The organism is Pantoea sp. EEL5, from assembly GCF_049892805.1.
GTDB lineage: Bacteria > Pseudomonadota > Gammaproteobacteria > Enterobacterales > Enterobacteriaceae > Pantoea > Pantoea ananatis.
On record NZ_JBNDNJ010000002.1, the window covers coordinates 201,784 to 214,866 of the forward strand.

Sequence of the window (13,083 nt, forward strand, 5' to 3'; positions counted from 1 at the left end):
CATGATGATGATATTAGGCATGATGCCGTTTGTACGGCAAACCCTTCCCTTCGACAATTTACAGCATGACATTACCTATCGCTGGGCGAAAAACAGTCGCGTGGGGCGCCGTGAGTCGACCCAGTTTTTGGGCGGCGGCGACGATAAAATCAAGCTGTCTGGCGAGCTCCGGCCTGAAATCACCGGCGGCAATGTCACGCTGCTGGCGCTGAAGGCCATGGCCGATGAAGGGCTGGCGTGGCCGCTGATTGGCGGCAATGGCATTATTTACGGCATGTTTGTTGTGACGGATTTCTCGGCCACGCATACGGAGTTCTACAGCGACGGCAGCGCGCGCAAGATAGGCTTTACCCTCAACCTGATGCGGGTAGACGATTCACTAACCAGTATGTTCGGGGACTTAAAAAGGCAGGCGGAAGAACTGCAAAACCGGGCCAGCGACGCAGCGCAACGGGTCGGCTCTGTCATCAACAGCGCCACTTCTGCGCTGAATGGAGGGCGCTGAGATGAGCGATATCGTCCCGATTCCAGTGCCCCTGCGCGTTGCGCCTACGCCGGACTTTACTATCAAAATTGAGACGAAGGATAAAACAGAAGATATTCGCCCACGGCTGATTTCTCTGAAGTTGACGGACAACCGCGGCCTGGAGGTCGATCAGCTGGACCTGGTACTCGACGACAGTGACGGCCAGTTGGTCATGCCGCCCTTTGGCGCGAAAATAGTCTTAGAGATAGGCTGGAAGGGGCAGCCGCTTGCAGATAAAGGCTCCTACATCATTGATCAGGTCACCTACCAGGGCGCGCCGGACACGATAACGGTGGTCGCCCGAAGCGCCGATTTTAGCGGTTCGCTCGATGTTAAAATCACTGATTCGTATCCAGACATGACGGTTGGCGAGGTTGTGGAGAAAATCGCAAAACGTAACGGACTTACCTCCGACGTGCGGCCGGAGATAGCCAAAAAAAAGATTAAGCATATCGATCAGACGCAGGAAACGGACGGCACGTTCATTACCCGGCTGGCAATGCTGGTTGGCGCTGTGGCGGCAATAAAAGATAAGACGCTGCTGTTCTTTGCCCCCGGGAAGGGCGTGACCGTGAGCGGACAGCCGATTCCACTTCTGAATCTGAACCGACAGGATGGCGATAAGTATGAGTACAAATTGTTTAAGCGCGACGATTACAGTGGCGTTGAAGCAAAATGGTACGATCAGAAAAAGGCGCAGCAGAAAGGGATAACCGTCAACACGATACCGCCAGCAACACCGGCGGTGAACCCTGTCCATCCGGCGGCCAAAAATATCCCCACAATCGGGCAACAAGACCCGGGAAAAACCTATGTTTTTGGCAGCAATAAGAAGCTGTTCGTACTGAATACGCATTTCAGTAGCCAGGAGGAAGCAGAGGAGGCGGCTAAAGCGAAGTGGCAGGATCTGCAACGTAACCGGGCTACGTTGAAGATCCTACTGGCACTGGGCGCTGCAAAGCTGATTCCTGAAACGCCGGTCAAAGCCCAGGGCTTTAAATCGGTCATCGATAATCAAAAATGGCTGATTACCAATATCGTGCATACCATCGATAAAAGTGGATTTACCACCTTGTTGAACCTGGAGCTGATGGTTGAAAACGTGGATTACATCTTAGTGGAAAAACAGGCGGGTTAGATTAAGTCTAATTTAAGTTGCTTTTTGTTTAGTCTTTGGCTAATGTTGTTGTATGCCAGAGAGGAGAACCACCATGATGCATTGCCCAAAATGTCAGACCGCCGCCCATACGAAAAGCAGTCGCTACGTTTCGAAAGAGACGAAAGAACGTTATCACCAGTGTCAGAACATTAACTGCAGTTGTACCTTTAAAACCCTGGAGAGCGTGTCCGGGATTATCGTCGAACCGGCGCAGATCAATACGGTGCCGATGATGGCAAAAGGCAGCAATAACCCCTCACCGCAGCTGCTGTAAGCCCAACCCGCGAAAGCGGGTTTTTTTATGGCTGCGGTCTGGATGGGATGGCTGGGAGATGAGGCTGAAGGCCAGCGAGCTGTTGACGTTTAAGGGGGCGACAGCGCCCTCTGGGCGTGCTGTTAATAACTGTACGGCGGGTAGGGCGCGCGGACCCTTGGGGACAGTGGCAATAACTGTACGGGAATGAAAAGATTCCAGGAGTGTCAGCACGACAAAATATATGTCCAGTGAATGGAGATGAATCGTGGCGGTATTTTCGGCAGAAGAAAACTCAGGGCTATAAAGCATTTTGGCACTGAGAGTGAGTCAACAGTGAGATTTTAAATTTTGCATGCGAATTCCCTTCTTCCCTGCGGAAGAAGGGAAGGGTCCAAAATCAGTGAACGATATGTGTAAATTTGCTCTCAATCATCACCAGCCCCGACTCTGTTCGCACAAAGCGAGGCGCGGTTAAGTCGTCACTCATAATGTTAACCATCTGGAATAACAAGCCGGTGATATGTTTCTGCAATTCTGCCGGGGCCTGCTGATTCAGCAATACTAACGTTAAAGCGCTGCAATATTGCCGCATTTCTTCCGAGTCTATCGAATCCCTGCTGTGACAGGCTTTGTCATCACCTTTCTCCAGCGTGAGGCGCTTAATCAGGTGTTCTGGCAGTGGTTTGTCTAACAGAACTTTCAAGACTTCCAGTGCAGCCAGCAGACGACCGCACAGCGCCATGCGAGCTGCGAGCTCGTTACATTCCACCAGGGCATCGACATAGCGCACGCACGTATCCAGCACCTGAAAGAGATCGTGCGTGGTGCCGAGCGGCGTTTTCAAGAGGTTTGAGATCGCAGATTCGATAACTGGCTGAATGTCCACGATTTGATGATGGGCGGTTGTGTTACTATCGGTATTAGCCATAGCGTTGTTCCTTAACACTGAACGTTGTGGTTAAACGCTCCGGTATGTGTTGCATCACTGCCGGAGCGTTGCTCTCTTAAAAGACCTCGTGTTAGTGTGGTCTTTTATAAGGCTAAACTGAAGGAGTAGGTAGCCACATGTCAATAATAATGCGTGAAAAAAAACCAAAAGGTGGAGGCAAGTCCCCACAATTTAAAATGCGCATTGATCCTGCCTTGAAAAAACAGCTCAATGAGGTTGCAACTGAAGAAGGAATTAGTCTGGCAAACTGGTTGAAGAATTTGGCGAGGGAGGCATTAAAGGCAAGGGGAATTGAGCCGAAGGGGTAAATTTGTGCGTGAAATGTTGAGTTAATTATATGTGTGGTAAATGAAAAAAAACTAAATTTCGATATTGTGAAGTTTTTAATGTGGCCATTACGAGTTTGATTAAATAGTAGAGGCTTTGATGGAGTTGTGAGTAAATGAAGCTTTTTATTGTATGGTTAATGCAATCTTTTTTCTATCTTGTACCGATTATAGCCAGTGCTGTTGGCGCTTATTTTATTGTGCGATTTGTTCCATTTTACCCAATGGGGTTTGTCTTTTCCTGGGTCGGTATCGTTGCTTATTTTTATGTAAGATATAGTAAGTGGGTTTAATTCTAAATACAGGGTTTATATCTACAATTTTAAATGCCTCACAGTAATATCGTATTTTGCTGCAACCTGTTTATCGATGTAAGCGAAAAAAATTGAATGTTACCCCAGCAAGTCATTTTGAAATTTTGGCTAACCTTACAAGCTTCATTTTCGTTAGACTTAAGTCAGTGAGCAAGTGATTATGAGTCCCAATTTGAAGTGAGTGAAATCAGTAACTTACTGATCTTTATCTTTTCTTTAGACCGAATAGCAACAGAAAGCGTTGAATAGCGTTGCGCTCTGCTGCCACTTTGCTGCCATTTTGAGAGTTAGCAGAAGCCGTGGTTTCCCTGTTTTCTGGATCGAATTGCCAAGCGTTTGGAGTCTCGTATAACGTGCCATCATCATCCATCACCTTCGCGTTCAGCTCCTGAGAAATTTGGAGCATTTTCCGATAGAGAGGAGTTGGTGGCCATTTGGTATAAATGTTACCTTTAGACCAATCAAGCCAGTCTTCTCCGTCCGAACCATCCCCATTCCATATGGCGTTAAACTCTCCATTTCTTGGGGAAAGACTAAGTTCGGGATCGTTATTTATGATATTTAACCATTCATCAGAACTGATTTGATTATCATCGTTTTCAGCCCAAAACTCTGCTCTTGTTATATGAAATTCAACGCCCATCAATTTATTTCCTGTTTACGTACCTTAGGAGAATTGCGATAGTTTCCAGATAATAAGTCAACCCAATCTTTATTGGTAAGGATTCGATAAAACGGTTTTAATCTGTCCTTTATGTAGTTAATTATTTCTGGCTCGCTCATTTTAGACGCTTTGGCAGGATAATCTGGTCCCCAGTCTTCAAACAATTCTTCGTATAAATGATAGTATTGCCAAGTGATTTTGCTAGATAAAAGAGAATTAGAACTCAGTGGGAACGCAGGAATTTGGTGTAATCTGAGTCCGATTTCGGCGACAGATTCAACATGAAGTAAAAAACAAGTTTTAATTCTTAACCATACAACAGAGCTTTCGCTAAGATTCGGCATGAAAATACCTTCTTGGCGCATATAAGCTGAAAGGTAATATTTTACCTCATACTGATCAGATTTTTTATCTAAGTTTAGAGAGGCGAGAATTAAAACGGTTTCTGAATCATTTCCTGCTATGATTTCCCTCTCAGCCCATTCAGTAATCTCTTTGTCGTAGTCATCAACACGATAAGCTTCAAATGCTTCACCATATGTCATTAGGCAAAGAATTTCGTACAAGTTGTATTGATATTTTTTGTTGTCCATTAACATCTTCTTTAGTCCATTATACTCAAGGGATTAAGCCTCAAGGCCTCAGACAAATGATCCGGTGCCAAGTGCGCATATCGCATCGTCACCTTAATATCTGTATGCCCCAATATCCGCTGAAGTACGAGACGTTCATCATGAAATGAGACGCGAAGGTGTGTCGTAAAACATGCGTCAGCTGCCCAGCAGGTGTCTCGATGCCGGCGCGTTGCATAGCCTTTCTAAAGGCTGAATAGCATGGTTTAAAGAGCAACTGCGCTTTCCTGCTCGATGGCAGTTCAGCCTGTAATTTTTCAGTTATCGGCACCGCTCGGTTTTTCTTGCCTTTAGTTTTAACGTAGATGATCTGACCGGCGCGGATTTGTTTCCCCTTCAAGCCTTCAGCTTCACTCCATCGTGCGCCAGTTGCCAGGCAGATTTTCACAATGGTCGTCAGATCTTTAGATCGGCTGTTCTCACATTCGGCGAGTAGGGTTCTAATTTCCTCAATAGTGAGATACGCCATCTCTGATTCACTAATCTTAAACACTCGTACGTTCTCAAGCGGATTTGGCGTGGTCCATTCATCTAACCGGCGCAACTCGTTAAAAATTGCTCTGAAATACGCCAGTTCTCAATTTACTGTACGCGGCGTAACCGTCTTCACTCGGTTGGAGCAGGTAATTTTGCCGCGTAATCGCTGCTCACGATAAGAAGCAAAAATTTTTGCGTTAAACTCGGTTGCGAGTGGGTTTCCCATTGCCTCGCAGGCAAAAGCCATTATGGTTTGCTGCTTATCTGCCTTCTCTCCCAGCCAGGGCTTGTCCTAAGCCTGCTATTTTGCGAACTTTTCAAAGGACTATGCTTAGCCCTTCGTCGCAAACTGGCGGCGAATCATTTTGCCGTCTCGGCCGTTTGAGAAGATCTATATCTGGTATTTTACGACCAATGACGAATTCTGAAAACAAAAAAGCCACCCTTGTGAGGTGGCTTAAGTTCATGATTTTCATCACTAAATCTGGTGGCCCCTGCTGGGTTTGAACCAGCGACCAAGCGATTATGAGTCGCCTGCTCTAACCACTGAGCTAAGGGGCCAATGGAGCGGGGATTATAAAGTATCTGTCCGGGGCAATCCAGCGTTGTTCGGCTGGTTGCTGAAATAAGCAGCAATGTTTTACTTGCTGATAACTATGATAAAACAGACGAAAATCTCTGGCTGATGGGCGGCGGTGCAACTGACGCTGTTATCCTTAAATGTCTCTCCCCGCTTAACAATAAAAAAAGCCCACTCAGGCCAGGACGTTAACCGGCAAATGCGCTTTAATCAGTGGCAAGATTATGACGAATAAGGATGCGTGAGCGGCTGTAAGGCGCAGCGCAAAGCCAGGAGCACCATGAGCGAACACAACATCACCGATATCATTGCACCGGACCTGAACGTGCTGTTTTGCGGCATCAATCCCGGCCAGTCAACCGCGCACACCGGCTATCACTTTGCGCATCCGGGTAACCGCTTCTGGAAGGTGATTTATCTGGCAGGGTTTACCGAGCAGCAGCTGAAGCCGGAAGAGGAGCAGCGCTTACTGGAGACCGGATGCGGTATCACGATGCTGGTCGAGCGTCCGACCATTCAGGCGAATGAACTGGGTGGTGATGAGCTTCGCGATGGCGGTCAGCGGCTGATGGATAAGGTGATACGTTATCAACCTGCTGCGCTGGCTATCCTGGGTAAGGATGCCTTTAAACGCGCGTTTCGGCAGAGCAAGGTGGAGTGGGGCGAGCAGCCGATTTACATGGGGAAAACCCATGTCTGGGTGCTGCCGAATCCCAGCGGACTGAATCGGGCATCACTGGAAGAGATGGTGGCGATGTATCGTCAGATGTACGATGCGCTACAGGCACAAGGTTAAAGGTCAGGCGTGAAAAGTGGGGAAGGGCGGCAGATATAAAAAACCCCGGCGAACCGGGGTTTTAACTGACTTAGTCGTCGAGGAAGCTACGCAGCACTTCCGAGCGGCTCGGATGGCGCAGTTTACGTAGGGCTTTCGCTTCAATCTGACGGATACGCTCACGGGTTACGTCAAACTGTTTGCCCACTTCTTCTAACGTGTGGTCGGTGTTCATATCGATGCCGAAACGCATGCGCAGCACTTTGGCTTCACGGGCGGTCAGGCCAGCCAGCACGTCATGGGTCGCAGAACGCAGGCTCTCAGAGGTGGCAGAGTCCAGCGGCAGCTCCAGCGTGGTGTCTTCGATAAAATCACCCAGATGTGAATCTTCATCATCACCAATCGGCGTCTCCATAGAGATAGGCTCTTTGGCAATCTTCAGCACCTTGCGGATCTTATCTTCAGGCATCAGCATGCGCTCAGCCAGTTCTTCTGGCGTCGGCTCGCGGCCCATCTCCTGAAGCATCTGGCGCGAGATACGGTTGAGTTTGTTGATGGTCTCAATCATATGCACCGGAATACGGATGGTACGCGCCTGGTCAGCGATAGAACGGGTAATCGCCTGACGAATCCACCATGTGGCATAAGTTGAGAACTTATAGCCGCGACGGTATTCGAACTTATCAACCGCTTTCATCAGACCGATGTTACCTTCCTGAATCAGATCCAGGAACTGCAGACCACGGTTGGTGTATTTCTTCGCGATTGAAATGACCAGACGCAGGTTAGCTTCAACCATCTCTTTCTTCGCGCGGCGGGCTTTCGCTTCACCGATCGACATACGACGGTTGATGTCTTTCACCTGCTCGATGGTCAGGCCGGTTTCTTCTTCAATCTGGGCCAGTTTCTGCAGAGAACGCATCACGTCATCCTGCACGTCCAGCAGTTTTTCAGACCACGGCTTGTTCATGGCCAGTGCGGCTTTGAACCAGCTCTCGTTAGTCTCGTTACCGGTGAACAGCGTAATGAAGTTTTTCTTCGGCATTTTGCACACTTCAATACACAGCTTCATGATCAAACGTTCCTGAGTACGGACACGCTCCATCATTTCACGCATGTTGTTCACGAGGTAGTCGAACTGCTTCGGTACCAGGCGGAACTGCTTAAAGACGTCAGACAGGTTCTGGATCTCGGCAACCGAGGCAGCATGGCTGCGTCCTTTGCTTTTGATCACGTCACGCGTGGTTTCGTACTGCGTGCGCAGGTCAGAGAACTTCTCGCGCGCCAGTTCTGGATCGATAGAGTTATCGTCGTCAGAGCTGTCGTCATCGCTCTCTTCGTCGTCATCTTCGTCGTCATTACGATCGGCTTCAGACAGCTCAGAACCCACGTGAGTGGCGGTCGGTGCCAGGTCTTCTTCAGCGTTAGGATCAACAAAGCCAGTGATTAAATCTGACAGGCGCGACTCGCCTGCTTCAACGCGATCGTACTGATCCAGCAGGTAGGTAATGGCTTCCGGGTATTCAGCAACGGAACACTGAACCTGGTTAATACCGTCTTCGATACGCTTCGCGATGTCGATTTCGCCTTCGCGGGTCAGCAGTTCAACGGTACCCATTTCACGCATGTACATGCGAACCGGGTCAGTGGTGCGGCCAATTTCAGATTCAACGCTGGATAATACCTGAGCGGCAGCTTCCGCGGCATCTTCGTCAGTATCGGAGCTGTTTTCATTCAGCATCAGATCGTCGGCGTCCGGGGCTTCTTCAACCACCTGGATGCCCATGTCGTTAATCATCTGGATGATGTCTTCGATCTGATCGGAGTCGACGATATCTTCCGGCAGATGGTCATTGACCTCAGCATAGGTCAGATAGCCTTGCTCCTTACCACGGGTGACAAGAAGCTTGAGCTGTGACTGCGGGTTTTGCTCCATAAGACGGTATCCACACTTCTGTTAATTAGATTGGTGTTGGTCGGCAGCGTGCCAACAATAACAGTGAAGGCATTTATTCTCGCCGCTGCCTTCGTCGCGGCCTGGGCTTTGCCCATCAGTAATCGGCACTTAAGCCGCAAATTTTATGTCGGGCCTGGCTTACTCGCCATTTTTGCCGCTGCTAAGTGCTCGTCATCCTCACGTACATCAGTACGCTCCGGTGACTGCGCGCTTTCAGCGACAAAACTTGCTTCGACGCCGACGGCCCGAGGGCGGAAGCTGGCTTACTCGCCATTTTTGCCGCTGCCAAGTGCTCGTCATCCTCACGTACATCAGTACGCGCCGGTGACTGCGCGCCAACAGAAACAAAACGTGCTTCGCCCCTCAATTTTTCAGCATGCCGCTTCGCTTAGGGAAAGCCGCAGGCCGGATAATGCGTTACTTTTTCGCGAAGGCCTGGCTCAGCGCCCAGAGCTCGCGTCGCTCGTCGGTACTGAGCCCGTGCGTACGTTCACGCGCAATCAGGAACTCCAGTCGCTCTTCCAACGCCGAGTCATAAACGCTGGCAAGGGAGTCCTGAAATACCGCCTCGCTTTCCTCATCCACTATCATGTGGTTCCAGACGGCCAGTGTTTCAAGCGTCTGGCTAAAATTTGTTCCGCGATATAACTCTAGTAGCTGACCGGTGGTCAATCCAGGATTCTCATTACAGCGCGTCACTAATTCAATAAATAACGGTAAACCGGCAATTTTCGACTCGGCAAGCCCGTCCAGTGACGGCACCAGGGTTGCCAGCTGCGGATTCTGAATCAGCAGCGCCACTAAAACGCGCATCGTGGTGCGTTTAAGCGGTGGGGCGACCGGTGCGCTTCCGCCCGGGGCCTGCTTTGGCATCAGCTTTTCAAGCTGAGAGTCATCCAGAATACCTAACTTGTTACCCAGCGCCTGACGCATATAGATACGCAGTGTTTCACCAGGAATCTGTGTGATCAGCGGCAACGCCAACGTACTTAAACGTGCTTTACCGTCGCGAGAGCTCAAATCTACCTGAGGTAGCAGGCTGTCGAACAGAAACGAAGAGAGCGGCATCGCCTGCTCCATCCTCGTCTCAAATGCGGCTTTACCCTCCTGGCGAACCAGCGTATCCGGGTCTTCGCCGTCGGGTAGAAACATAAAGCGTAGTTGACGACCGTCATTCATGTAAGGCAATGCGGTTTCCAGTGCACGCCATGCTGCCTCACGCCCGGCCCGATCGCCGTCATAACAGCAGATCACGTTGTCCGTGCTGCGAAACAGCAGCTGAATATGTTCAGCCGTGGTTGATGTCCCCAGTGACGCAACCGCGTAATCCACGCCGAATTGCGCCAGGGCAACCACATCCATATAGCCTTCCACCACTAACAGGCGTTTAGGTTCAGGATGATTTTTTAACGCTTCATACAGGCCATAGAGCTGACGGCCTTTATGAAAAACCGGCGTTTCCGGTGAGTTCAGATACTTAGGCGTATCATTACCCAGCACGCGGCCACCAAAACCGATGACGCGGCCTCGCTTATCGCGAATCGGGAACATCACGCGCTCGCGAAAGCGGTCATAAACCCGGCCTTTGTCGTTACTGACCAGCATCCCCGCTTCCATCAACGATTCACGATCTTCAGGCTGCTTGCCGAAGCGTTTCAGGATGTTGTCCCAACCGGCGGGCGCATAGCCAATCGAAAAATGGTTGATGATGTCGGCGCTCAGACCACGATGTTCAAGATAATCGCGTGCTGACTGGGCGCTGGACTGCTGCAAACTCTGCTGATAAAAACCGTTCAGGTTCTCCATCAGCTGGTACAGGCTCTGGCGCTGATGGCGTTCCATCTGGCTTGGCCCATTGCCCGCTTCGTAAGGTACGTCTAAACCATGGGAAGTGGCTAACTCTTCAATACTTTCAACAAACTCAAGACGATCATAGTTCATCAGAAAGTCGATTGCGTTACCGTGAGCGCCGCAACCAAAGCAGTGATAAAACTGCTTTTCGCCATTTACGGTAAAAGAGGGCGTTTTCTCATTATGGAAAGGACAACACGCATGATAATTTTTTCCCTGCTTTTTCAGCTTAACGCGGGCATCGATTAACTCCACGATGTCCGTGCGGGCAAGTAAGTCATTGATAAATACGCGTGGAATACGTCCTGCCATAAGCCCCGTTTTTTCAGCTCATAAACGACAACAAGCCGCGCTTCCTTTCGGAAAGCACGGCCTTTTACTTGACTCGGTCTGCGTTTATCACGCTGTGGAGGCGAACCTCCGGGAAATTAGTACAGACGAGTGCGGCGTGCGTTTTCGCGAGCCAGTTTTTTGGCATGACGCTTAACTGCAGATGCTTTAGCGCGCTTACGTTCGGTCGTTGGTTTTTCATAGAACTCACGACGACGAACTTCAGCCAGAACGCCTGCTTTCTCGCAGGAACGCTTAAAGCGACGCAGTGCTACGTCGAACGGCTCGTTTTCACGTACTTTAATTACCGGCATGTAACTCTCACCTCAATAAAATTCGGTTTTGCTGCTGACTGCGGCGCCAGCACATTTCAAAATGGTGCAGCATTTTACTCCAACTCGCGTCGGCTTGTAAAGCACCATGGATAATTTAGAACCAACAGGAGCGTTTGCCTGTGCGGCTGCCGGTTTTTTCCAGGGGCGGGAGTATAGCGCACTCTTTAGGCAGCAGAAAATGACTTTTTGCGTGGATTGCATCCTCTTTTCGTGCAAGGGCTATGCTAAACTGCGCGCCGCAAGAATGAGGTGAAGCAATGCGAATTCTGGGTATTGAAACATCGTGCGATGAAACCGGCATCGCAATCTATGATGACGAGGCTGGCCTGGTGGCTAACCAACTGTACAGCCAGGTAAAACTGCATGCCGATTACGGCGGCGTGGTGCCGGAACTGGCATCGCGCGATCACGTGCGCAAAACGGTGCCGCTGATCCAGGCGGCCCTGAAGCAGGCCAAACTGGCACCGCAGCAAATTGATGCGGTCGCCTATACCGCCGGACCGGGCCTGGTGGGCGCGTTGCTGGTGGGCGCAACGGTTGGACGCGCGCTGGCCTTTGCGTGGAAGGTACCTGCGGTGCCGGTGCACCATATGGAAGGTCATCTGCTGGCACCGATGCTGGAAGAGAATCCGCCCGCGTTCCCGTTTGTCGCATTGCTGGTTTCAGGCGGTCACACGCAGTTAATCAGCGTCACCGGTATTGGCGAATACATACTGCTGGGCGAGTCGATTGACGATGCCGCAGGTGAAGCCTTCGATAAAACCGCCAAACTGCTGGGGCTGGATTATCCTGGCGGCCCGATGCTGTCGAAAATGGCGCAGCAGGGCACCGCCGGGCGGTTCACGTTCCCGCGCCCGATGACGGATCGTCCGGGGCTGGATTTTAGTTTCTCAGGCCTGAAAACCTTTGCCGCGAATACCATTCGTGGCAATGACGATGACGCGCAAACCCGCGCCGATATCGCCCGGGCGTTTGAAGATGCGGTTGTCGATACGCTGGCGATTAAATGCAAACGCGCGCTGGATCATACGGGTTTTAAACGTCTGGTCATTGCGGGCGGCGTCAGTGCTAACCGCACCCTGCGTGAACAGATGGCCGTGATGATGCAAAAGCGGGGCGGTGAGGTGTTCTATGCCCGTCCTGAATTTTGTACCGATAACGGGGCCATGATTGCCTACGCGGGCATGGTGCGCCTTAAAGGCGGCACGCGGGGAGAACTGGGCGTGAGCGTCAGGCCGCGCTGGCCCTTGTCGGAACTGCCCGCCATCTGAGATCCAAAAAGCCGGTTAACCGGCTTTTTTTACGCTTACTTTTTCTTTTTTCGCTTCCAGATTTTGCTTTCCTGACCGCGCCACAGGCGCTGAATGTTGTCATGATGACGCAGTAAAATCAGGCAGGAGAGCATGGAAACCGGAAACGTAAACTGTGGCTTAAACCACCAGACATAAAACGGCGCGATAAGCGCGCTGACAATCGCGCCAAGCGATGAGTAGCCGCTCAGCAGCACGGTCAGCAGCCACGTTCCCGTCATGAGTCCGGTCAGGTCCCAGCCAATGGGAGCGATTGCACCAAACGCCGTCGCCACGCCTTTCCCGCCACGAAAGCGAAAAAACACCGGATAAATATGGCCCAGACAGGCAGCAATGGCGGTTAAGCCCAGATAAAGCGGGGGCACATGAAACAGATAGGCCAGCCACACGGGCAGCATACCTTTCACAATATCGAACACCAGCACAGACGCAGCCGCCAGTTTGCCGCCGATACGCAGTACGTTGGTTGCGCCCGGGTTGCCTGAACCGTGGGTGCGGGGATCGGGTAAACCGGCGAGTTTGCAAACCAGAATCGCACTGGAAATTGAACCGCACAGATACGCGAAAATAATCATACCAAGCGCGAAAGCACTCATAACACCGTCCCGTTTCCTTTGGGGTCGTTTTGATCACGTCTACCAT

13 protein-coding genes, 1 tRNA gene and 1 pseudogene are annotated in these 13,083 nt (G+C 50.6%); 6 read left to right on the top strand and 9 right to left on the bottom strand.

Annotated elements, in window-relative coordinates:
- The first annotated feature begins 1 nt into the window (after position 1).
- From ACPXSQ_RS12530 to ACPXSQ_RS12540, 3 genes are all read left to right on the top strand, one after another.
- Positions 2–505, top strand: a complete 504-nt coding sequence (locus ACPXSQ_RS12530; protein WP_014604970.1) for a phage tail protein — start codon at positions 2–4, stop codon at positions 503–505.
- A gap of 1 nt (position 506) precedes the next feature.
- The gene (locus tag ACPXSQ_RS12535) at positions 507–1,664 is read left to right on the top strand and encodes a contractile injection system protein, VgrG/Pvc8 family (RefSeq protein WP_426143930.1); all 1,158 of its coding nucleotides are present in this window, start codon (positions 507–509) and stop codon (positions 1,662–1,664) included.
- A 73-nt stretch (positions 1,665–1,737) separates the two neighbouring features.
- Positions 1,738–1,959: an ogr/Delta-like zinc finger family protein gene (locus tag ACPXSQ_RS12540; protein WP_014604972.1), complete on the top strand. Its 222-nt coding sequence runs from the start codon at positions 1,738–1,740 to the stop codon at positions 1,957–1,959.
- A gap of 379 nt (positions 1,960–2,338) precedes the next feature.
- Here ACPXSQ_RS12540 and ACPXSQ_RS12545 read toward each other — a convergent pair whose 3' ends face one another.
- Positions 2,339–2,869, bottom strand: coding sequence for a hypothetical protein (locus tag ACPXSQ_RS12545; protein WP_426143932.1), 531 nt, complete (start codon positions 2,867–2,869; stop codon positions 2,339–2,341).
- A gap of 137 nt (positions 2,870–3,006) precedes the next feature.
- Here ACPXSQ_RS12545 and ACPXSQ_RS12550 point away from each other — a divergent pair, with 137 nt between their 5' ends.
- The gene (locus ACPXSQ_RS12550) at positions 3,007–3,198 is read left to right on the top strand and encodes a toxin-antitoxin system HicB family antitoxin (RefSeq protein WP_014604974.1); all 192 of its coding nucleotides are present in this window, start codon (positions 3,007–3,009) and stop codon (positions 3,196–3,198) included.
- Between the two features lie 537 nt (positions 3,199–3,735).
- On the opposite strand, the gene ACPXSQ_RS12555 is transcribed toward ACPXSQ_RS12550, so the two are convergent.
- The 4 genes and pseudogenes from ACPXSQ_RS12555 to ACPXSQ_RS12570 form a co-directional block, all read right to left on the bottom strand.
- Entirely contained in the window at positions 3,736–4,173 is a 438-nt protein-coding gene (locus ACPXSQ_RS12555; RefSeq protein WP_070099681.1) for a hypothetical protein, read from the bottom strand.
- On the bottom strand, positions 4,173–4,787 hold the full coding sequence (locus ACPXSQ_RS12560) for a hypothetical protein (RefSeq protein WP_426143935.1): 615 nt from the start codon (positions 4,785–4,787) through the stop codon (positions 4,173–4,175). The genes ACPXSQ_RS12555 and ACPXSQ_RS12560 overlap by 1 nt, the downstream gene beginning before the upstream one ends.
- 11 nt (positions 4,788–4,798) lie before the next feature.
- Positions 4,799–5,694, bottom strand: a pseudogene (locus ACPXSQ_RS12565) (phage integrase).
- Positions 5,695–5,788: 94 nt separating this feature from the next.
- Positions 5,789–5,864, bottom strand: a tRNA-Ile gene (locus tag ACPXSQ_RS12570).
- A gap of 299 nt (positions 5,865–6,163) precedes the next feature.
- On the opposite strand from ACPXSQ_RS12570, the gene mug reads away from it, so the two are divergent.
- On the top strand, positions 6,164–6,679 hold the full coding sequence (gene mug, locus ACPXSQ_RS12575; RefSeq protein ID WP_029570675.1) for a G/U mismatch-specific DNA glycosylase: 516 nt from the start codon (positions 6,164–6,166) through the stop codon (positions 6,677–6,679).
- A 70-nt stretch (positions 6,680–6,749) separates the two neighbouring features.
- Here mug and rpoD read toward each other — a convergent pair whose 3' ends face one another.
- From rpoD to rpsU, 3 genes are all read right to left on the bottom strand, one after another.
- Positions 6,750–8,594: an RNA polymerase sigma factor RpoD gene (gene rpoD, locus ACPXSQ_RS12580; RefSeq protein WP_013027259.1), complete on the bottom strand. Its 1,845-nt coding sequence runs from the start codon at positions 8,592–8,594 to the stop codon at positions 6,750–6,752.
- 438 nt (positions 8,595–9,032) lie between these two features.
- Positions 9,033–10,778: a DNA primase gene (gene dnaG / locus ACPXSQ_RS12585; RefSeq protein WP_426143938.1), complete on the bottom strand. Its 1,746-nt coding sequence runs from the start codon at positions 10,776–10,778 to the stop codon at positions 9,033–9,035.
- 116 nt (positions 10,779–10,894) lie between these two features.
- Positions 10,895–11,110 (bottom strand): 30S ribosomal protein S21, encoded by a 216-nt coding sequence (gene rpsU, locus ACPXSQ_RS12590; protein WP_001144069.1) that lies wholly within the window; start codon positions 11,108–11,110, stop codon positions 10,895–10,897.
- 278 nt (positions 11,111–11,388) lie between these two features.
- Between rpsU and tsaD the strand changes: the two genes are divergently transcribed.
- A complete protein-coding gene (tsaD, locus tag ACPXSQ_RS12595; RefSeq protein WP_426143940.1) occupies positions 11,389–12,402 on the top strand; it encodes a tRNA (adenosine(37)-N6)-threonylcarbamoyltransferase complex transferase subunit TsaD in 1,014 nt (337 codons plus the stop codon).
- A 35-nt stretch (positions 12,403–12,437) separates the two neighbouring features.
- Here the strand turns inward: tsaD and plsY are convergent, their stop codons facing one another.
- On the bottom strand, positions 12,438–13,037 hold the full coding sequence (plsY, locus tag ACPXSQ_RS12600; RefSeq protein WP_013027256.1) for a glycerol-3-phosphate 1-O-acyltransferase PlsY: 600 nt from the start codon (positions 13,035–13,037) through the stop codon (positions 12,438–12,440).
- Positions 13,038–13,083 lie beyond the last annotated feature (46 nt).